This window comes from Dermatophilaceae bacterium Sec6.4, from assembly GCA_039636865.1.
In the GTDB taxonomy this organism is placed as follows: domain Bacteria; phylum Actinomycetota; class Actinomycetes; order Actinomycetales; family Dermatophilaceae; genus Allobranchiibius.
Map to the genome: position 1 here is coordinate 2,291,310 of CP144172.1, position 20,222 is coordinate 2,311,531.

A 20,222-nucleotide genomic window follows, 5' to 3' on the forward strand; every position below is an offset into this window, starting at 1 on the left:
GATCAGGCTCCCGTCGTATGACGATCGGCCACGTCCAACGCAGCATCCAGGATGCGCAGGCCCTCCGCGACTTCGTTTGCGGTGCTGGTGCAGGGCGGCACGACGTGCGTGCGGTTGAAGTGGATGAACGGCCACAGCCCGGACTTCTTGCACGCCGCTGCGAACTGCACCATCGGGGCGGCATCGGCGCCACTGGCGTTGAAAGGGACGAGCGGTTCGCGCGTCTGTCGATCACGGACCAATTCCAGGGCCCAGAAGACGCCGAGCCCGCGCACCTGGCCGATGCTGGGGTGCTTCGCAGCCAGCTGCGCCAGGCCCGGCCCAATGACGTCCGCACCGAGCATCCGGGCGTTCTCGATGATGCCCTCGTCCTCAAAGATGCGCATCGAGGCGACGGCGGACGCGCAGGCCAGAGGGTGTCCGGAATAGGTGAGCCCGCCGGGGAACACCCGGTCCGCGAAGGTCGCCGCGACGGCATCGCTGATGATGACGCCGCCCATCGGAACATACCCGGAATTGACGCCCTTTGCGAAGGTGATCAGGTCGGGGGTGACGCCCCAGTGCTGCATGGCGAACCACTCGCCACACCGGCCGAAACCAGACATGACCTCATCCGCGATCAACACGATGCCGTGCTCGTCGCAGATCGCCCGGACGCCTTGCAGGTAGTCCGCCGGGGGCACCAGAATCCCGTTTGTTCCCACCACCGGTTCCAGGATCATCGCGGCAATGGTGTGCGGGCCTTCCAGCATGATCAACTCCCGCAGGTGCGCGAGGGCCCGGTCGCTCTCCTCCTGTTCGGTGCTGGCATGGAATGCCGACCGGTACAGGTAGGGGCCGAAGAAGTGCACCGTGCCGGGCACCGCCGGCTCCGACGGCCAGCGGCGGGGGTCACCGGTCAGTGAGATAGCTCCGGCGGTCGAGCCGTGGTAGCTGCGATACGCGGCAAGCACCTTGTGGCGGCCGGTGTGCAGCCGGGCCATCCGGACGGCGTTCTCGTTGGCGTCCGCCCCGCCGTTGGTGAAGAAGACGGTGTTCAGACCATCGGGCGCACGCTCGGCGATCATCCTGGCGGCCTCACCGCGGACGTCGCTGGCGAGCCCCGGAGCGAGCGCGCACATTCGCTGCGCCTGCTCCACGATTGCGGCGACCAACCGCGGGTGCTGGTGGCCGATATTGAGGTTGACCAATTGACTGGAGAAGTCCAGATACCGGTTGCCGTCGTAGTCCCAGAAGTAGGAACCCAGCCCGTGCCCGACGGGCATCGGATCGATGGCGCCCTGCGCGGACCACGAATGGAACACATGGGTGCGGTCGTCGCTGCGCACCTGCTTCTGCGAGCCGTGCTGAAGCAGGCTCTGCGAGCCTGCCGCCAGATCGCTGTGCGTGGTGGTGCTGGGGGAGATGGTGTCAGTCATGGGGTCCTCGGTATCAACGGGTGGTCGGGAAACCTAGATCGATCGTGGAGGTGGCCGGGTCGGGCCACCGGGAGGTGACGACCTTCCCGCGGGTGTAGAAAGCCAGCCCTTCCGGTCCGTACATGTGATTGTCGCCGAAGAGCGAAGCCTTCCAGCCGCCGAAGGAGTAGTAGGCGACCGGGACGGGGATCGGTACGTTGATGCCGACCATGCCGACCTGGACGTCGTACTGGAACCGCCGGGCGGCGCCACCGTCCCGGGTGAAGATCGCGGTGCCATTGCCGAATTCGTGATCGTTGACCAACTGCAGCGCCTCCTCGTAGCTGTCCACCCGCACGACCGACAGGACCGGCCCGAAGATCTCGTCGGTATAGACCGACATCTGCGGAGTTACGTGGTCAAGCAGCGTGGTGCCGAGGAAGAAGCCGTCCTTCGGTACGTCTGCTGCACGACCGTCGACCACAACGGTGGCCCCCGCGTCCGCGCCCGCCCCGATGTAGGACGTCACCTTGTCGCGGTGCGCGGCGGTGATCAGTGGTCCCATCTGGGTGTCCGGGTCGGAGCCGTCTCCGATGGTCAGATCCGGTAGTCGTCGCGCGATCGCCTCGACCAGCGGATCCGCGGATTCACCGACGGCAAGGACCACGGAGATGGACATGCAGCGTTCGCCCGCCGCGCCGTACGCCGCTGACACGGCCGCATCGGCGGCCATGTCGATGTCCGCGTCGGGCAGGACGACCATGTGGTTCTTGGCGCCGCCGAGCGCCTGCACCCGTTTACCGGCGGCCGTGCCTGCTTCGTAGATGGATCGGGCGATGGGGGTGGACCCCACGAAGCTGACGGCCTCGACATCGGGGTGCGTCAGCAGCGCGTCGACGGCCTCCTTGTCACCCTGCAGGACGGTGAAGACGCCGTCCGGTAGACCGGCTTCCTGCCACAACCGCGCCAGGAACAGCGCCGCCGACGGATCCTTCTCCGACGGTTTGAGGATGAACGCATTGCCTGCGGCAATGGCACCCGCGCACATCCACATCGGCACCATCACCGGAAAATTGAACGGGGTGATGCCCGCGACGACGCCGAGCGGCTGGCGGATGGAGTAGACGTCGACTCCGGTCGAGACCTGCTCTGAGAATCCGCCTTTGAGCAGGCTCGGCACTCCCGTCGCGTACTCGACGTTCTCCAGTCCTCGGGCGATCTCACCGAGCGCATCGCTGTGCACCTTGCCGTGCTCGGCGGTCACGATCTCGGCGAGCTCGTCACTGTGGCGGTGCAGCAGTTCGCGGAATGCGAAGAGGACGGCGCAGCGGGTGGACAACGACGCGTTGCGCCACTCACGGGCCGCCCGGCCGGCACTGGCAACGGCGAGTTGGACATCTGCGGCATTGGCGAGTTCGACCTCACCTGTCTGGACTCCGGTCGCAGGGTTGTAGACCGGGCCGAGCCGCTCGGAGCTGCCGTGGGCGCTGGCACCGTCGATCCAGTGTGAAATACGTGTTGTCATAGTTGTGACACTAGGACATTTTGATCGGCATACAGTCGCGGGAATGTTACGTTACATAAATGTCGATTGCAGCCGTGCTTGATCTGCAGGACTTCTCGCACCGTGGCTTGACCCGGGCGGTGACAGCCGCGATCGAAGCCGGCCTGCTGCGCGAGGGCGAGCGACTGCCGCCCATTCGTTCCGTGGCGAAGGAGCTGCAGCTGTCCCCGACGACGGTCAGCGCCGCATGGTCCACGCTCGTCCGACACGGAGTCATCCGCACCGACGGGCGACGGGGCACAACAGTCGCCACCCCTGGAACGCACGGGCCCACCCGTTACCGCAGGGCACTGGAGAGCCGGGCCGGGTTCGTGTGGGACGTCGCGACGGGGATGCCCGATCCGGCCCTGCTACCCGCGCTGGACGGGGCGCTGCAACGCGTGCCGCAGGAGAGTAGGCAGCACAGCTATCTCGATGATCCTGTGCTCCCGCAGTTGCGGGAGGCGCTGCGCGGCTCATGGCCCTACGACGCTGAGGAGCTCACCGTCACCGACGGTGCGATGGACGCGATGGACCTGATCTGCGCGGTGTTCCTGCAGCCGGGGGACACCGTCGCTGTTGAACATCCGTGCTTCCCACCGCTTCTGGATCTGCTCGAAGCATGCGGAATCCGTACCCGGGGGTTGGCAATGGACGAACAGGGTCTGACCGTTGCCGCGGCACGTGGCGCAGTTGCGGCCCGGGTACGGGCGGTCTTCCTGCAACCGCGAGCGCACAACCCCACCGGCATCTGTATGAGTGGTCAGCGCGCGGTTGACCTCGCCGACGTCTTCGCCGACACCCAGATCCTGATCGTCGAAGACGACTCAGCAGGCGATGTTGCGTCGTCGCCCGCGGTGAGTCTGGGGCGTTTCATCCCGCAGCGGGTGCTGCACATTCGCAGCTTTTCCAAATCACACGGGCCGGACCTACGCCTCGCGGCGATCAGCGGCCCGTCAGACCGTATCGCGGCTCTGAGCGAACGGCGTCTGCTCGGGCAGGGCTGGACGAGCCGGCTGCTGCAGGCGGTCCTTGTGCAACTGCTGTGCTCGGACGACACCGTGGCGACGATCGATCACGCGCGGGACGAGTACGCGCGTCGCCGTGCGGCCGTGGTGTCGGGATTGGCGGATCGGGGTGTTCCGGTTATCGGCACCGACGGTCTCAACATCTGGCTTCCCGTGCAGGATGAGGCGGCATCGTTGGTGCAGCTTGCCGGGCGCGGAATCGCCGCGGCCGCAGGCAGCCCGTTCCATGTACTTCCTGAGGACGCAGCGCATCTGCGGGTGACGACCGGTCTGGTGGGATCGGACCACGCGCAGTTCGTGCAGGATCTTGCGGATGCGGCGACAGCACTTCCCTGGGCGGGACCACGGTGATCTAGCCCGGTCGGTGCCGTTTAGGCTCGACACGTGACATCCACCCCCGAGCCGACCACGTCAGCACCCACCACGCGTCCGACCGCGTCGCAACCGCCCACCTCTCGTCGGCTCGCATCGCAGGTCTTCATCGCGGTGGCGACGCTGGAGGCGCTGTCCTGGCTCGCTCTGCTGATCGGGATGTACTTCAAGTGGATTGCGCAGTCGACCGACCGGGGAGTGCAGATCTTCGGGATGGTGCACGGGATCGTCTTCATGTGCTACTTAGTGACCCTGGTCTGGGTTGCCAGGTCGCGTAGGTGGGACACCCGCACCGCGCTACTGGGCGCGATCAGCAGCATCCCGCCGTTCATGACGCTGTGGTTCGAGCGTTGGGCGCTGCGCCGCGAGCTGCTGCAGCCGCGCGGCTGACCACCCGGGCAGGAGAATCGACGGACGCCAATGTGATCAGGCGGTCGCGAGGCCTCGGCAGGATCGCCGTTCCCGTCCTTCTCCGGCCGCCCCGCCGCTCCGAGGGTCAAGGAACAACCAAACCAGCGCTTAGCGGTAGGAACGGCTCATGTTTCAGGGTCCGACAATGGGCAGCGCGGAATCTGGCGTTGGTCGAGATCACTCAGCATCGGGGGCGCGCATCTTCGTGTTACGAATGTCCTTTGTTGGTTTCAGTATTTCGGCGCGTTTCAGGGCCCGGTAAAAGGTGGAGCGGGTGATGGAGAACAGTTCCTCGAGTTCGGTAATGGTGCGCCCGCCGCCGTGGTAAAGCTCGACGAGGTGGGCCTCTTGTTGGGGGCTGAGTTTGGGTTGCTTACCGCGCAGCCGCCCCTCGGACCTGGCCACGGCCATACCTTCACGGGTCCGGGCTCGCGCCAGGTCGGCTTCAAACTCAGCGATCATGCTCAAGGTCGTGAACAGCAGCCGCCCGATCGGGTCGGTCGGGTCGCGCAGGGATCCGCCAATGTTGAGCCGCACCCCGTTCGCGGTGAGCTCGTCAATGATGTCGCCGGCGCGGCACGCAGCAAGGGCTTGGCGTAGGCCAGGGCGGTGACGGTTGGTGCCGGTCAGTCCGTGGTCCAGGTAGATCCTTTTCGGGTCCACGCCTTGCGCGGCGAGGGCGTTTTGCTGCGCGGTGAGGTCTTGATCGACGGTAGAGACTCGGCAGTAGCCAATCTTCAGTTCCGGGATACGACCAGTACGCCGCTTGGCACCCCTTGATCGGGACGGATCACCGAACCGGTCTTACGGGACGATCAGTCCCATTGCCCGCCTGGCCTGGGCAGATGGCAGGGGTGCGTCGCATGACGTTCTGCCTACGGGACGGTTTTGAGTTCGATTTTTGCGGGCGGTTTTCGTTCTGCGACCTGGGGTGAGATCACATGTGCGTGTCGGGTCGTGCGGTCGGGCAGGATGGCTGGTATGGATTTGCCAGGTGTGATGTGTCGCTACGCGGACCGGTTTGCTGTGCTGGGCCGGGGGGAGCATCACGTGGGCTCACCGCTGGGTGCCTGGTTGATGCTGGCGTTGGCTGCGCCTGCTGCGACCGGTGAGTTGACCGACCAAATCGTTGAGGCGCTGGGTGTTGATGTGGTCTCCGCGCACCAGGTGGCCACTGAGTTGCTGGGGAACCCGAAGCCGGTGGTATCAGCGGCTGCAGCCGCGTGGACCCGGGAGGGTCTGACGGGGTTGGACCCGTGGCTGGAATCGCTGCCCGTGCGGGTTCAGACCGGCCCGGTGCCGACCCAGGATCAGGCTGATCAGTGGGCGCAGCAATACACCAACGATCTGATCGACCGGTTTCCCCTGGCCACCACACACGCCCTGGTCGTGCTGGCTTCTGCGTTAGCGACCCGGGTCAAGTGGACAACACCGTTTGATACCGCTGACGCCGCCGACCTGAGAGGGCCGTGGAGCACCACCTTGACCCGGGTCCTACGCATGCCCCAGGACACCCACGATCACGACGCCTTCTTCGTCAACACCCAACGTGCCGGTCTGCTAGGGGTACACCGAGCATCGGCCATTGGCATGGACGTCACCTCCGTGATCGCCGACCCGCACGTGGCACCGGCGACCGTGCTTGCTGCAGCTCACCGGGTCGCGGTGGCCCAGGCTCGGCACAGTCGCAACCTGGGACCGGTGTCACTGTTCGACCTACCCCTGGCCGATCACCCGCACTGGAGCATCACCCAGGAATAGGCATCGGAACGCGGTGAGCACGTGGACGCCCTGCTCCCGGCCTGGAACGCCGCCAGCACGCACGACCTGCTGACCGAACCCACCCTCGGCCTCGGCGCCGCAGGCCATGCCCTAGGACAACTTGCCAGAACCAACGGGCCCATTGACGCCGCGCAGAGCGTGGTCGCCCGGTATGGCCGGCACGGATTTCAAGCCGCGGCCCTGACCGCCTTGGACGTAATGGAAAGCTGGTCAGGCCGCAGACCGCCTGGTCCTCACCGCACCGCCACTCTGCGGTTCACCCACCCCTACGCCGTTGTGGCCACCACCCGCGCATCCACATCCCGCGACCCCTGGAACGCACTACCCGTCTTCGGCGCCTGGATCACCGACCCCGACGACACACAGGACTCGCCGTAACGGGATCGGCATACGGGTGTCTTCTCGGTCCAGTATTGGTACCGACCTATCATGGTGCCACAATGGCACCATGAAACGAATGAATCTTCGTGACGTGCCCGATGACGTCTACTCGGCCCTGGTCACGGCAGCTGGGGATCGTCGGCAGTCGCTGAGCGCGTTTGTGGTCGATCGACTCGCCGAGGTGGCACAAACAACGCGCGTTGCTGACTACGTCGCGACCTATCCAGCACCCCGTGGAACCGGCATCACCACCGACGATGCGGTCGCTGCGGTCAGAGGCGTGCGAGAGGCCTCGTGAGCCTGGCCATCATCGACGCGTCCGTTTTTGCTGCTTTTTACGCCGCTGACGATCCACGCCACGCTCTCGTGGCGGAGCGGCTAAGCACCGGGGACGCGTTGTACGCACCCGCTCACCTGGATGTGGAGATTGCCTCCGCCCTGCGCGGCATGGCCCGGAGCAACCCCCGACTTGATCAGATAGCGCCAGATGCATTGGCACACCTCGCGGGTTTTCCGATCCGCCGCATGCCGCTACCCCCGCTGCTGAACCGTGCGTGGGAACTGCGTCACAACCTCACTGTCTACGACGCCGCCTACGTCGCACTGGCCGAACAACTCGACGCTGTGCTGGTCACTTGCGACGCCAGGTTGGCTAACGCGAGTGGACCGCGCTGCAGCTTCGACCACATCGGATGACCAGAGAAGGATCGGCAAGCTCGTCACGGGCGGTGATCCCCGTCCCGCTCACCGATCCCGATACGGACGCGATCACGGCACCCGGCGTCCCGTATGGAGCACCCGTTCGGGACACATCGGCGCGAGACGCGAATTGCGGCTGCTGTCGCCGGTCGGCGTTCCGCTTATGAACCGCGCGGATGCGGGCCGTCCTGGGTGCAGTGGGGTCGGCGTGGTCAGAGCTGGTCCTTTGCAGTAGCACTACGGTAGCATCGTGGTATGAAGATCAGTGTCAGTTTGCCGGACGAGGATGTGGCAGTCCTCGACGACTTTGCCCGCACCACCGGCCTCTCGTCGAGGTCGGCCGCGTTGCACCATGCCGTGCGCATGCTGCGACTTCCTGAGCTGGAGCAGGACTACGAAGCCGCTTGGAAGGAGTGGGAAGCATCGGCCAACCACGCGGCGTGGAGTGGGACTGCTGCTGATGGGCTGGGCGATGCTGCGCGGTGAGATCCGGCTCGTCGACCTGGACCCTGTGCGTGGAAACGAAGCCAACAAACGACGACCAGCAGTGATTGTCAGCAACGAGCGGGCAAACTCGGTCGCGGCGCGGCTTGGGCGCGGAGTTGTCACCGTTGTGCCGGTCACCAGCAACACCGACCGGATCTTCCCGTTCCAAACCCTGCTGCCCGCAGCTGTCACCGGGTTACCTCGAGACTCAAAGGCCCAGGCCGAGCAGGTCCGCTCGATCGCCGTCGAGCGGCTCGGCGCAGTTCTTGGACAAGTCCCCGCGGACGTCATGACGCAGCTCGACGACGCACTGCGCCTCCACCTGCAGCTATAGCCACACTGCCGTCCCGCGGCAGGATCGTCTATCGAGGCAGACCCTTTGGTCACAGGTCGAGGACGAAGCGCAGCGCTTGGTCGATGGCGCTCATCTGATCGGGGGCGATCATTCCCCGACGGGACGACAACCGTGAAGTCGAGATCGCGCGCAGCTGGTCGCAGCGCGCGTAGGAAGTGTGGCCAAGCCCGCTGCTTCCCTGCTCGACCTCGACGTGGCTGCGCAGTCCGTAGGCGGCCGACGTGATGGGCACGACCATGACCAACTGGCCAGGGCTGTTGTTCAAGATGTCGACCGAGACCACGACGGCGGGCCGCCGGAAGGCTGGCTCGTGGCCGACCGGCTGACCCAGGTCGACGTCGTAGACCTCCCTTCGCCAGATCACGCGAGGGAGTCCCACTCCTGTCGTTCGGCCAGGTACTGATCCCAACGCTCGGGGTCATCACGCAGCCGCTGGTAGTCCTGGCCCAGCCCGCGGAGAAATTCTTGCCGCTCTAGTGCGTCGATGGCGGCGTGCAGCACATCGATGACCGCGGTCTGCCTGTCCTTGGCGAGGGACTGCAACCGCTCGGAGTCTGGTCGGCGAACACGAACGGTGGTGGTGTCTACGGAAGCCATAACCCCATTGTAGACGAAATGTAGACAAGTGTCCCGGTTGCCGATCGAGCTGCGGTACGCGCAGGGCGATCGCTATCTGGCAGATCCATAACATTCTGTTCGGCCACTGGGTGAGGCATGGGTGGCCCCTTCAGTGACGAACGTTTTCGAGCAGCCAGGCGACTTATCCGCAGCGACGGCGGGGGAGCGTCCGAAAACCCCGCTCACTGACGACGACGCTCGAAACCTCGAATATGAGTGAGTTTCGAGCAGGCAGGGAGATGACACCGTGACGGTATGGGGGTACGCGCGAGTGAGCACCGTTGACCAAGATCCCGCATTGCAGTTCGACGCGCTACACGCGCACGGCATCGACGAGCTGCACATCGAAACCGACCAAGTATCCGGAGCGAAGCAGGGCCGGCCCGGACTCACCCGCCTACTCGGAAAACTCGAGCGCGGCGACGTGCTCACCGTATGGAAGCTAGACCGGCTCGGCCGCTCGATGTCGCACCTCGTCGCCGTTGTGGACGAACTCGGCCGCCGGGGGATTGAGTTTCGGTCGCTCACCGACGCGATCGACACCACCACCCCAGCAGGCCGATTCACCTTCCACCTCATGGCGAGCGTCGCTCAGTTCGAGCGAGAGATGACCGCCGAACGCACCAAAGCCGCCCTAGCCGCGGCGCGCAGGACCAAGACGCTAGGGCGCCCATCGAAGGTCAACCGTCACCAGTACGCCGCGATACACCGGATGGCCGCCGCAGGAGACGCCCACGGCCGCATCGCCGCAACCACCGGACTATCCCGCGCTGTCGTTGGCCGCGTCCTGCGCGGCGAGATTGCATCCCTAGCCAAGTTCGACCTAAACCCCGATGACGGAGCCCTACCGCTGCACGACGCCGCAGTTACGGACAATTAACTGCGGAACCTCGGCCAGCGGCAGATCGTCTACAGGGTCGCCATATGGGGATCCTCATCCGGCTCATCATGGTGTCACCAGTGATACCATGAGTGTATGCCGATGACTCTGCGACTCTCTGATGCTGAAGCCGATGCGCTGCGCCGTCGTTCCGAACGTGAGTCTCGATCGATGCAGGACATCGCCCGGCAGGCGGTACGGGAGTACGTAGAGAACCACAGTCGCGCCGAACTGCTTAGTCAAGTACTGGACGAGGAACTGCCGCGGTATGCCGAGGCGCTGGAGCGGCTTGGTCAGTGATCTATCTGACCTTGGCCGAACTCATGTACGTCGCCGAGCGGACTTTAGGCAGCGACGTTGGGGTTCGAGACCACGGGCTGCTGCAGTCAGCACTGGCTCGGCCGCAAGCCACGGTGTTCGGGAGCGATGCCTATCCCGAGCTTGAGGAAAAGGCTGCTGCGCTGCTTCACTCACTGGCTCGCAACCATGCCGTGGTCGATGGGAACAAGCGACTGGCGCTGGCTGCCACGATCGCTTTTCTAGGAATCAACGGGCGCAGGCTCACGTCGACCAATGACGAGGCGTATGAGTTGGTGATGAGCATCGCGGCCGGCGAGTTGGACGAGGTCGCTGGAATCGCTGCCCGGATCAGCGCCGGAAGTCAGCCACGTTGATCGACCGACCCAGATAACGATCGGTAATGGGAACGCCGTGGTTATGCCGTCCGTATAGGACACCGTGTGGGACGGCCCAGCTGATGTGAGCTCCAGGCCCGATCTGCGGACTGCTGTCGCCGGTGACCGATCGTCTACCGGCGCGTCGCTGTGGCTCAGTTGAAGCAGTCGACGGCAACGGCGAGGGCGGCGCAGACCTGCCTCATCCGAGCGTCGCTCAGTCGGCCTATTCGGTCGACGAGCACGGCCAGAGACACGCTCTCGACCGAGTCCAGGTTGACCGCCGAACGACGCGGCACGGGGTCGTCTCCGGGATCAAGCACCACTTCACTGACAAGGCCCCGAATTGTCGTCGTGCACGGAGCAATCAATGCGCGGCGATGCCTCGGTATTACTGCATCGCGGGAGAGCACGACGACCGGTCGACGACCTATCTGCGGTATCTCGCACCACCACACATCACCTCGGCCCGCAAGAGCCGTCAAGATGCGGCCGCAGCTTGACGGAACGAGGCGAGGTCGCCCCACTCATCCGGCTCGTCGAGCGGGTGATCGTCGTAGGCGACGTAACTCGCGTCTACCTCGACGGCGCGGTGGCGAGCGAGTAGAGCAGCCAGAGCCTCGTCTACGAGGACCGCGTCGGTGACGCCGGATCGAACACGTCTCGCATCGTCAAGAAGCGTCGCATCCACTGTCGTACTCAATCGTGCGCGATTCATGCCATGAGTATGCCATCTTGGTTTTCCGGGCGCCGACCCGTTCCCGGACAGCGATCTCGTTCCGGTCGAGCACCGCTCCGGCTGATCGGAGGACAGTTTCATCGCCCCTGGAATCGACCGGTGACTCGATACACCTCGTACAGGGCCAGCACCATCCGCGACGGTGGACGGTTGTCGATGCTGCGTGAAAACTGACCCTCTGCCGCCGCTCAGCGACTGGCGTGGCTCGCAATGCAGCGGACTCACCCAGCGGTTCAAGGAACGGACGCACAGCGTTGTACCGGCCGGCCAGCGCGGCCCACAACGCCGAGAGGTCAATCGGCTCGTTCGCTACCTCGGCTGCCGTCAACAGCAGCACCCGACCGGCCCGGGCGATCATTCCAGTGGCCTTTTCAAGCCGTGGCGGACCAGCTGACCGTTGCTCGGCCGAGGTACCCCGGGTCGGGCTGAAAAGGCGGGTGGCCACGAGTAACGCGAACAGGCCGAACGTGTCATCGACCGCGGTTGCCTCGAGATGCCGGAACCGCCATCAGCCTCGCGGTCCACTTCGACTCGCCCAGCCGCGCCAGGGCGGGTTGCCGTCCTCCCAAGCCCGGTCCGGGACAGCAGCTGATCGAGCGCCGAACTCCACCGGCCCGACTCACGACGGTAGACCCGCAACCAGCACCACATTCGCGAGCTACGGACCTTCGCCACCATCGCGCCTACCGTTGACGACTGTTGGGTGGTTTCTCGACGCTGGCTCCGAGCACAATCACGCTCGCGCAGACGACGAGCGCCATACCGACCACCTCCAACCGGTTCAGCCGCTGGCCGAGCACGAGGAGTCCCGCAATGGCGCCGGCCGCCGGCTCGAGGCTGAGCAGGATGCCGAAGATCCGCGCGGACAGTCGTCGTAGTGCGAGCAATTCCAGGGAGTAGGGCAGCACCGTGGACAGGATCGCGATGCCAAGGCCCTTGACCAGCGCATTCCCTGTGAGCAGGGCACCGCCCGCGCGCCAGATGCCGAGGGGGAGCACGACAACGGCACCCATCGCCAGCGCGATGGCCAGGCCGTCGAGAGAAGCGAAGCGGGCGCCCGTGGCGCGCGACGCGACGATGTAGGCAGCCCAGCAACCGCCCGCCGCCAGGGCGAGGAGGATTCCCTGCAGCGGGAGTCGGGACCACGACGTGGTGAGCGCGCCGGAGACGAGCAGGACACCGATGACTGCGAACAGCACCGCGACGCGATCACGCGCCTGGCGCGACAGGACTGCCGCCAGCGTCAGCGGGCCGATGAATTCACAGGTCACCGCAACGCCCAGCGGTAGGTGCGCCAACGAGCCGTACAGGCACAGGTTCATCGTCGCCAAGATCACGGCGAAACCGGTGACCACCATCCAGTCCGCACGGCTGCGCCCGCGGATCGACGGTCGGCCGAGCGCGCACAACACCACAGCGGCGAAGCCCAGCCGCAAGGCGACCGAGCCGGTAGCGCCGATGGCCGGTATCAACGTCGATGCGAGCGCCCCGCCGAATTGCACGGCAACGATCGAGGCAAGGACCAGAGCGATCGGCGACGGCGTCGGCCGGTCGCCCGGCTTCACCTGAGCACGCGGACCCTGCCGACGGTGCGCTTCTGCTGCTGCAACTGCGCGGGCACAGGCTCTTCGAGCACGCGGCCACCCTCCAGCACATGCACGATGTGCAGGGAGTCCATGGAATCGGTCACGACGCCGACGTGCTGTGGAGCGCAGCCGGGGCGGGCGAAGAACACCAGGTCGCCGGGCCGCTCCTGACCCTGCGGGCATGCGTCCGTCGCCTGTTGCTGATCCGCACAGTCACGTGGATAGCGGATCCCGAGTTCGCGCAGGCTCAGATGAACCAGTCCTGCGCCGTCCAGGCCGGTCTCGGACAGACCACCGACGAGGTACGGCTCCCCGATATGACCACGGATCTGCTGGATGAAAGTCGATCGGGCGACCAGCGGCGGAGCGGACATCGGCTCGTCCGCATCGACCGGCAGGTCAGAGAGGTCCAGATGAGCGATGCGCAGGTAGCCCGGGTATCCCCAGGGATTCTTGTGCGACGGCTGCTGGGAGCACGTGACGAAGACCCAGTCACCAGCACGTTCGTGGGTGCGCACCAGCTCACCGGCCAGCACCTGACTGGACATCCTCCCCTCCAGGCCGATGCGGCCTCCCATCGGGTCGATGGCGGCGTCCATGGCGCGCAACCAACCGTCGTGATCAGGGTCATCGACGAGCATCGCGGCATCGATGGGCCGCGGTGAGCTGGGTGTCAGCCACAACCCGCACACCGGCACCCGCACTCTCGCGACCTGACCGGGGCCCGTCACCGGACGCAAAGTGTCGCCCAGACCGCTCACCACCCGCGCGCGCGCCATTCGGGCAGGCCGGCACGCTCGGCGCCGACGGTGGTGTCGTCACCGTGCCCGGGGTAGACCCACGCCGCGTCGTTCTGTCGGCCGAAGATCCGCTCCTGCACATCGTCGATAAGTTGCGGAAACGACTGGTAGTCGAAGTGATCCGTTGCCCCGACTCCACCGGGGAACAGCGTGTCTCCGGTGAAGACGTGCGGATGGCCGGCCGGATCGTCGTAGGTCAGCACGACGGAGCCCGGCGTATGTCCGCGGACCAGTGCCACCGACAACGTGAGGCCGTCCACTTCGACGGCGTCCCCGTCGCGCAGCCGCACGTCGACGGGCACGGGGAGGGCATCTGCGTCGGGGTCGCCCGCATACGTGGGTGCACCGAGTTCGCGCACGGCCTCGACGAGTGCGCCCGTGTGGTCGCCGTGGCGATGCGTCGTCACGATTGCCTGCACCCTGGTGTTGCTCTCGCCGATCATCGCGGCGATCGCCGGCCAGTCCGCAGCGGCATCGATCAGGACCGCGGCACCAGTCGAGACGCAGCTGACCAGGTAGACGTTGTTGTGCATCGGCCCTACGGCCAGCTTGCGGATCACGACATCGGAAAGATCCCGCTGCTGGGCGGGGGAGCCGGGGCTGACGGCGCCGTCATAACTCATCGCGCTCTCCTTCGGTGGGGGTTGCTCCGCAGCGTAACCACTGCAGATCGGCATCGACCGGGTCGGACCTGTCATCGTTGTCGGACCCGACACCTAGCATTGAGCTGTGCCTAGTGCGTCCTCCCGTAACAGCCCGTCATCTGTGTCCACGCCGACCGCTCCCGGCTCGATGCCCGATCCGTCTGCTGCCGAGACCAGCGAGACCGTCTCACTCCTACCTGCCGGTAGGACTTCGGCGGCGTCCGGTCGCGACCGGCTGCGCGTCAAGGGAGCCCGCGAACACAACCTGCGCAATATCTCGGTCGATATTCCCCGCGATTCGCTGGTCGTGTTCACCGGATTGTCCGGTTCGGGTAAGTCCTCCCTGGCTTTCGACACGATTTTCGCCGAGGGCCAACGTCGCTACGTCGAGTCGTTGTCGGCGTACGCCCGTCAGTTCCTGGGGCAGATGGACAAACCGGACGTCGACTTCATCGAGGGACTGTCTCCGGCGGTATCGATCGACCAGAAGTCCACCAACCGCAACCCACGGTCGACCGTGGGCACGGTGACCGAGGTGTACGACTACCTTCGACTGCTGTTCGCCCGTGCCGGGCGTCCGCACTGCCCGGTATGTGGTGAGCCGGTCGGTCGCCAGACCCCACAGGCGATCGTCGATCAGCTGCTGGAGCTGCCGGACCGGACCCGTTTTCAGGTGTTGGCGCCCGTCGTTCGCGCCCGCAAGGGTGAATACGTCGACCTGTTCAGTGAGCTGCAGGGCAAGGGGTATTCGCGTGCCCGGGTCGACGGCGACGTGGTGTCGCTGGCTGAACCGCCGAAGTTGGCCAAGCAGAAGAAACACAGCATCGACGTTGTCGTCGACCGGTTGGTCTCCCGGGAAGGTGACGCATCGTCCAAGCAACGACTGACGGACTCCGTGGAGACCGCGCTACGCCTTGCCGACGGGGTCCTGATCGTGGAGATGGTCGACCTCGAGGCGAAGGACCCGCAGCGCGAGCGCCGCTTCTCCGAGCGGATGGCATGCCCCAACGAGCACCCGCTGGCGATGGACGAGATCGAACCGCGCTCGTTCTCCTTCAACAGCCCGTTCGGCGCCTGCCCGGCGTGCACCGGTATCGGCACCGAATTGGAGGTCGATGCCGAGCTGATCGTCCCGGACGAGGACAAATCGATTCGCGAAGGTGCCATCCTGCCCTGGGCACAGGGTTCGACCTCGGCGGACTACTTCTTGCGGGTCATCGGTGCGCTCGCCGAGGACCTGAAGTTCTCCCTGGACACTCCGTGGCACGCCCTTCCCGACCGGGCCCGCGAGGCTCTGCTGGTGGGTCAGAACCACGAGGTACACGTCCGCTACCGCAACCGGTACGGCCGCGAGCGTAGTTACTCCACCGGTTTCGAAGGCGTCATCCCCTTCGTGAAACGACGTCATTCCGAGACCGACTCGGACTGGAGTCGGGAGCGGTACGAGGGCTACATGCGCGAGGTTCCGTGCCCGACGTGCAAGGGCGCGAGGCTCAAACCCGAATCGCTCGCCGTGACCGTCGGGGGTCAGTCCATTGCGCAGGTGTGCGCGTTGCCGATCAGTGAGGCGGCGCACTTCCTGCCCGGGGTCGACTTCAGCGCGCGTGAGATGAAGATTGCGGAAGGCATCATCAAGGAGGTCGATGCCCGGTTGGGCTTCCTGCTCGACGTGGGTCTGGACTACCTGTCGCTGGATCGGCCGGCTGCCACGTTGTCCGGCGGCGAGGCGCAGCGCATCCGACTGGCCACGCAGATCGGATCGGGTCTGGTCGGCGTGTTGTATGTGTTGGATGAGCCCTCGATCGGGCTGCACCAGCGTGACAATCATCGGCTGATCGAGACGCTCACCAGGTTGCGTGACCTGGGCAACACCCTCATCGTCGTCGAGCACGACGAGGACACGATCGCCACGGCGGACTTCGTCGTGGATATCGGCCCTGGTGCGGGGGAGCACGGGGGGTATGTCGTGCATGCGGGCTCGGTCGCCGGCCTGCTCGCCAATACGGAGTCGATCACCGGCGACTACCTCGCGGGTCGACGCGAGATCCCCGTGCCGGTGCAGCGGCGACCGTTCGACGGTCGCCAGATCGTCGTCCGGGGCGCGCGTGAACACAATCTCAAGAACGTCGACGTCGCGATCCCGCTCGGCAATATGGTCGCTGTGTCAGGGGTGTCGGGTTCCGGGAAATCCTCCCTCGTGAACGGCATCCTCTACAACGTGTTGGCCAACCAGCTGAACGGCGCCCGGCATGTCCCCGGCCGGCACCGCACAGTGGAGGGTCTGGACCAGCTCGACAAGGTGGTGCACGTCGATCAGAGTCCGATCGGTCGTACCCCGCGTAGCAACGCGGCGACCTACACCGGAGTTTTCGATCATGTCCGCAAACTCTTTGCGCAGACCCAGGAGGCGAAGGTCCGGGGTTATCTGCCCGGCCGGTTCTCCTTCAACGTCAAGGGTGGACGATGCGAGGCGTGCACCGGTGACGGGACCCTGAAGATCGAGATGAACTTCCTGCCCGACGTGTACGTGCCCTGCGAGGTCTGCCACGGAGCGCGGTACAACCGCGAGACCCTCGAGGTCCACTTCAAGGGCAAATCGATCGCCGACGTCCTCAACATGCCGATCGAGGAGGCGAAAGACTTCTTCGAAGCTGTTCCGGCCATTGCCCGGCACATGTCGACGCTCGTGGATGTCGGGCTGGGGTACATCCGGCTCGGACAACCTGCCCCGACGCTGTCCGGTGGGGAGGCGCAGCGGGTCAAACTGGCCTCCGAGCTGCAGAAGCGCTCGACCGGACGGACGATCTACGTGTTGGACGAGCCGACCACCGGGTTGCACTTCGAGGACATCCGCAAACTGCTGCTCGTCCTGCAGAGCCTGGTCGACAAGGGCAACACCGTCGTGGTGATCGAGCACAATCTGGACGTGATCAAATCTGCCGACTGGGTCATCGACATGGGCCCGGAGGGCGGTAACGGTGGCGGCGAGGTCGTTGCGACCGGCACCCCTGAGGAAATCTCGCTGGTGGAAGCAAGTCACACGGGGCGCTTCCTCGGCCCGCTGCTGGCCAAGTCTGCGACTGCCGCTCGTCCCTCGACCGGTCGTTCCACAGTCAGCAGGGTCAAAAAGCCGTCGGTGCGTGCCGCACCGGCCAAGCAGAAGACCCGCGCGGCCAGTTAGAGGTGCCACCTCACCGGGGCTGCTCACGGTCGTCACAGCACCGCGGGTGATGATGGTTGCATGGACAAGACTTTGCACGAACAGCATGGCGAGACACCGGTCATACCAGCGGTGCTGGGTCGACGCAGGATGCTCGGCGGAGCGGCCGTCGCCGGGGTGGGTCTCGTCGGGTTGACTGCCTGCGGCTCCGGTTCGTCGTCCCCGGGCACGGGTGGAGGCGGTTCCGACTCTGCAGCGGGCGAGGTGACGTCTTCGTCCGGCGGTAGCGCTGCGGGCGGACAGACTGCTGTCACAGTCCCGGTCGACGAGGTACCGGTCGGTGGCGGCAAGATCCTGGCCAAGCAGGCGGTCGTGGTCACCCAGCCGAGCGCCGGGGTGTTCAAGGCATTTTCCGCCGTCTGCACACATCAGGGGTGCATCGTCGCTCAGATCAAGGACAAGATGATCGGCTGCCCCTGTCACGGGAGTGAGTTCTCGATCACCGACGGTTCGGTGCTGAACGGTCCGGCCACGACCCCTCTACCGGCGAAGACAGTGACCAAGAAGGGACTCGACCTCACCGTCACCTGATCGCTGTCGGTAGCGGTTCGTAGGCTGGGGGGGTGGCTGACCCATCGACGTACCGTCCGAAGCCGGGAGAGATTCCCCTCGACCCCGGCGTCTACCGGTTCCGCGACAAGGACGGCCGGGTCATCTACGTCGGCAAGGCCAAGTCGCTGCGTAGCAGGTTGTCCTCCTATTTCCAGGACATCGGCGCCCTGCACCAACGCACCCGCACCATGGTTACCACCGGTGCAAGTGTCGAGTGGACCGTCGTACGTAACGAGGTCGAGGCGTTGCAGCTGGAGTACTCCTGGATCAAGGAGTACGACCCGCGGTTCAACGTCAAATACCGCGACGACAAGTCTTATCCGTATCTCGCGGTCACCATGGGTGATGCGTTTCCGCGAGCCCAGGTCATGCGCGGGGCCAAACGAAAGGGCACGCGTTACTTCGGTCCGTACGCGCACGCGTGGGCGATCCGGGAAACGCTCGACCAGCTGTTGCGGGTCTTTCCTGTCCGAACCTGCAGCAGCGGTGTCTTCAAACGGGCCGGTCAGGTCGGCCGGCCGTGCCTGCTCGGTTACATCGACAAATGCTCGGCGCCCTGTGTCGGAAAAGTGACCGAGGACGAACACCGCGCTATTGCAGCAGACTTCTGTGACTTCATGGCCGGTAACACCGCGCGCTTCCAGAAGCGGCTGCGTGAGCAGATGCAGTTGGCGAGCTCCGAATTGGATTTCGAGACTGCGGCGCGCCGCCGAGATGATCTGGGCGCACTGGAGAAGGCGCTGGAGAAGTCCGCCATCGTCTTCGGCGATGCGACCGACGCAGACGTGTTCGGAGTCAGCGACGACGAACTGGAAGCTGCCGTGCAGGTGTTCCACGTGCGCGGTGGCCGGATCCGCGGGCAACGGGGCTGGGTGGTGGACAAGCAGTCCGAGGGCGACCTCGGACTGACCGAAGTCATCGAGCGGCTCCTGGGCCAGGTGTACGGCGGGGAGTCCGCGGACGGTGTGCCACGCGAGGTCCTGGTGCCGGTGCTACCCCCGGACCCGGAGCCGATGACGCAGTGGCTGCAGAAACTACGCGGTGCGAATGTGGACCTGCGGGTGCCTCAGCGCGGTGACAAGAAGACCCTGATGGAAACGGTGCAACGCAACGCGAGCCAGTCGCTGGCACGTCACAAGGTGGCCCGAGCCGGTGATCTGACGGCCCGTAGCCAGGCGTTGCAGGATCTGCAGGAAGCCCTGGAACTGGACCAGGCACCGTTGCGGATCGAATGTTTCGACATCAGTCACATCCAGGGCACCAACGTGGTGGCATCGATGGTGGTCTTCGAGGACGGACTGTCCCGCAAGCCGGAGTACCGCCGCTTCATCGTGCGTGGTGTTGCCGATGAGAACGACCCGGACGCTCCGCTGCGGATGGATGACACGGCGGCCATGGACGAGGTGCTCACCCGCCGATTCCGGCGGTACCTGAGTGACCGCGACGACGCGTCTGACGTCGAGGTCGACGTACAGGACCGCGCCGGTCACGACGCGGATTCATCCGCTCGGGCATCCGGACCTGTCGATGAGACGACCGGCAAGCCCCGTCGCTTCGCGTACCCCCCGCAGCTGGTGGTCGTCGACGGTGGAAAACCGCAGGTCAATGCCGCTGTACGGGCTCTGGACAGGCTCGGGATCACCGACGTGGCAGTCGTCGGGCTGGCGAAGCGGCTGGAGGAGGTCTGGGTCGCTGACGACGAGTTCCCGGTGATCCTGCCGCGTACGAGCGAGGGGCTCTACCTCCTGCAGCGGGTACGCGACGAGGCCCACCGGTTTGCCATCACGTTCCACCGGCAGCGTCGTTCCAAGGCAATGACCACCTCGGCCCTGGACGACATCCCAGGGCTGGGGCAGGTCCGGCGTAAGGCACTGCTGAAGGAGTTCGGTTCGGTCAAGAAGATCCGGGCCGCTCCTGTGCAGGAGCTGGCTGCTGTCAAGGGCATCGGTGCGGCTCTCGCGCAGACCGTTCATTCGCGTCTGCGAGATGATGGGGACGTCACACCGGCCGTCAATCTGTCGACCGGTGAAGTCCTGAGTTGATGCCGGACCCGTT

The 20,222-nt window shown here is 65.5% G+C and carries 24 protein-coding genes; 14 read left to right on the forward strand and 10 right to left on the reverse strand.

Annotated elements, in window-relative coordinates:
• Positions 1–2 precede the first annotated feature (2 nt).
• Both V3G39_10885 and V3G39_10890 read right to left on the reverse strand, forming a co-directional pair.
• Positions 3–1,418 carry an aspartate aminotransferase family protein gene (locus V3G39_10885; GenBank protein XAS75173.1) on the reverse strand — a complete coding sequence of 472 codons (1,416 nt, stop codon included), beginning with the start codon at positions 1,416–1,418 and terminating at the stop codon, positions 3–5.
• Between the two features lie 13 nt (positions 1,419–1,431).
• Positions 1,432–2,922 (reverse strand): CoA-acylating methylmalonate-semialdehyde dehydrogenase, encoded by a 1,491-nt coding sequence (locus V3G39_10890; GenBank protein ID XAS75174.1) that lies wholly within the window; start codon positions 2,920–2,922, stop codon positions 1,432–1,434.
• Positions 2,923–2,981: 59 nt separating this feature from the next.
• Between V3G39_10890 and V3G39_10895 the strand changes: the two genes are divergently transcribed.
• Positions 2,982–4,319, forward strand: a complete 1,338-nt coding sequence (locus V3G39_10895; GenBank protein XAS75175.1) for an aminotransferase class I/II-fold pyridoxal phosphate-dependent enzyme — start codon at positions 2,982–2,984, stop codon at positions 4,317–4,319.
• Positions 4,320–4,352: 33 nt separating this feature from the next.
• Positions 4,353–4,730: a DUF3817 domain-containing protein gene (locus V3G39_10900; GenBank protein XAS75176.1), complete on the forward strand. Its 378-nt coding sequence runs from the start codon at positions 4,353–4,355 to the stop codon at positions 4,728–4,730.
• Positions 4,731–4,928: 198 nt separating this feature from the next.
• On the opposite strand, the gene V3G39_10905 is transcribed toward V3G39_10900, so the two are convergent.
• Complete coding sequence (locus V3G39_10905) at positions 4,929–5,501, reverse strand: recombinase family protein (GenBank protein XAS78220.1); 573 nt, start codon at positions 5,499–5,501, stop codon at positions 4,929–4,931.
• A 231-nt stretch (positions 5,502–5,732) separates the two neighbouring features.
• On the opposite strand from V3G39_10905, the gene V3G39_10910 reads away from it, so the two are divergent.
• The 6 genes from V3G39_10910 (at position 5,733) to V3G39_10935 (ending at position 8,433) form a co-directional block, all read left to right on the forward strand.
• Positions 5,733–6,512 (forward strand): serpin family protein, encoded by a 780-nt coding sequence (locus V3G39_10910; protein ID XAS75177.1) that lies wholly within the window; start codon positions 5,733–5,735, stop codon positions 6,510–6,512.
• A 21-nt stretch (positions 6,513–6,533) separates the two neighbouring features.
• Entirely contained in the window at positions 6,534–6,911 is a 378-nt protein-coding gene (locus tag V3G39_10915; GenBank protein XAS75178.1) for a hypothetical protein, read from the forward strand.
• 70 nt (positions 6,912–6,981) lie between these two features.
• Positions 6,982–7,212: a hypothetical protein gene (locus tag V3G39_10920; GenBank protein XAS75179.1), complete on the forward strand. Its 231-nt coding sequence runs from the start codon at positions 6,982–6,984 to the stop codon at positions 7,210–7,212.
• Positions 7,209–7,610: a type II toxin-antitoxin system VapC family toxin gene (locus V3G39_10925; GenBank protein ID XAS75180.1), complete on the forward strand. Its 402-nt coding sequence runs from the start codon at positions 7,209–7,211 to the stop codon at positions 7,608–7,610. The genes V3G39_10920 and V3G39_10925 overlap by 4 nt, the downstream gene beginning before the upstream one ends.
• Positions 7,611–7,868: 258 nt before the next feature.
• Positions 7,869–8,099, forward strand: coding sequence for a ribbon-helix-helix domain-containing protein (locus V3G39_10930; protein XAS75181.1), 231 nt, complete (start codon positions 7,869–7,871; stop codon positions 8,097–8,099).
• Positions 8,059–8,433: a type II toxin-antitoxin system PemK/MazF family toxin gene (locus V3G39_10935; protein XAS75182.1), complete on the forward strand. Its 375-nt coding sequence runs from the start codon at positions 8,059–8,061 to the stop codon at positions 8,431–8,433. The genes V3G39_10930 and V3G39_10935 overlap by 41 nt, the downstream gene beginning before the upstream one ends.
• A 49-nt stretch (positions 8,434–8,482) precedes the next feature.
• Here the strand turns inward: V3G39_10935 and V3G39_10940 are convergent, their stop codons facing one another.
• Positions 8,483–8,818 (reverse strand): type II toxin-antitoxin system PemK/MazF family toxin, encoded by a 336-nt coding sequence (locus V3G39_10940; GenBank protein ID XAS75183.1) that lies wholly within the window; start codon positions 8,816–8,818, stop codon positions 8,483–8,485.
• On the reverse strand, positions 8,815–9,051 hold the full coding sequence (locus V3G39_10945) for a hypothetical protein (GenBank protein XAS75184.1): 237 nt from the start codon (positions 9,049–9,051) through the stop codon (positions 8,815–8,817). Before V3G39_10945 ends, V3G39_10940 begins: the two co-directional genes overlap by 4 nt.
• 268 nt (positions 9,052–9,319) lie before the next feature.
• Here V3G39_10945 and V3G39_10950 point away from each other — a divergent pair, with 268 nt between their 5' ends.
• The 3 genes from V3G39_10950 (at position 9,320) to V3G39_10960 (ending at position 10,626) form a co-directional block, all read left to right on the forward strand.
• Positions 9,320–9,952, forward strand: a complete 633-nt coding sequence (locus tag V3G39_10950; protein ID XAS75185.1) for a recombinase family protein — start codon at positions 9,320–9,322, stop codon at positions 9,950–9,952.
• 96 nt (positions 9,953–10,048) lie between these two features.
• Positions 10,049–10,252, forward strand: a complete 204-nt coding sequence (locus V3G39_10955; protein XAS75186.1) for a hypothetical protein — start codon at positions 10,049–10,051, stop codon at positions 10,250–10,252.
• On the forward strand, positions 10,249–10,626 hold the full coding sequence (locus tag V3G39_10960; GenBank protein XAS75187.1) for a type II toxin-antitoxin system death-on-curing family toxin: 378 nt from the start codon (positions 10,249–10,251) through the stop codon (positions 10,624–10,626). The genes V3G39_10955 and V3G39_10960 overlap by 4 nt, the downstream gene beginning before the upstream one ends.
• Positions 10,627–10,781: 155 nt before the next feature.
• Here the strand turns inward: V3G39_10960 and V3G39_10965 are convergent, their stop codons facing one another.
• The 5 genes from V3G39_10965 to V3G39_10985 all read right to left on the reverse strand — a co-directional run bounded on the left by V3G39_10965 (position 10,782) and on the right by V3G39_10985 (position 14,374).
• Positions 10,782–11,153 carry a type II toxin-antitoxin system PemK/MazF family toxin gene (locus tag V3G39_10965; GenBank protein ID XAS75188.1) on the reverse strand — a complete coding sequence of 124 codons (372 nt, stop codon included), beginning with the start codon at positions 11,151–11,153 and terminating at the stop codon, positions 10,782–10,784.
• Complete coding sequence (locus V3G39_10970; GenBank protein ID XAS75189.1) at positions 11,108–11,344, reverse strand: antitoxin MazE5; 237 nt, start codon at positions 11,342–11,344, stop codon at positions 11,108–11,110. The genes V3G39_10965 and V3G39_10970 overlap by 46 nt, the downstream gene beginning before the upstream one ends.
• 704 nt (positions 11,345–12,048) lie before the next feature.
• A complete protein-coding gene (locus V3G39_10975) occupies positions 12,049–12,930 on the reverse strand; it encodes an EamA family transporter (GenBank protein XAS75190.1) in 882 nt (293 codons plus the stop codon).
• Positions 12,927–13,730 carry an NlpC/P60 family protein gene (locus V3G39_10980; protein XAS75191.1) on the reverse strand — a complete coding sequence of 268 codons (804 nt, stop codon included), beginning with the start codon at positions 13,728–13,730 and terminating at the stop codon, positions 12,927–12,929. The genes V3G39_10975 and V3G39_10980 overlap by 4 nt, the downstream gene beginning before the upstream one ends.
• Positions 13,709–14,374, reverse strand: a complete 666-nt coding sequence (locus V3G39_10985; GenBank protein XAS75192.1) for an MBL fold metallo-hydrolase — start codon at positions 14,372–14,374, stop codon at positions 13,709–13,711. The genes V3G39_10980 and V3G39_10985 overlap by 22 nt, the downstream gene beginning before the upstream one ends.
• A 169-nt stretch (positions 14,375–14,543) precedes the next feature.
• On the opposite strand from V3G39_10985, the gene uvrA reads away from it, so the two are divergent.
• The 3 genes from uvrA to uvrC are packed head-to-tail and all read left to right on the forward strand — an operon-like array spanning position 14,544 to position 20,209.
• Positions 14,544–17,576 (forward strand): excinuclease ABC subunit UvrA, encoded by a 3,033-nt coding sequence (gene uvrA / locus V3G39_10990; protein ID XAS78221.1) that lies wholly within the window; start codon positions 14,544–14,546, stop codon positions 17,574–17,576.
• 60 nt (positions 17,577–17,636) lie between these two features.
• Positions 17,637–18,146, forward strand: coding sequence for a Rieske (2Fe-2S) protein (locus V3G39_10995; GenBank protein XAS75193.1), 510 nt, complete (start codon positions 17,637–17,639; stop codon positions 18,144–18,146).
• Positions 18,147–18,178: 32 nt separating this feature from the next.
• Positions 18,179–20,209, forward strand: a complete 2,031-nt coding sequence (gene uvrC / locus V3G39_11000) for an excinuclease ABC subunit UvrC (GenBank protein XAS75194.1) — start codon at positions 18,179–18,181, stop codon at positions 20,207–20,209.
• The last annotated feature ends 13 nt before the right edge of the window (positions 20,210–20,222 follow it).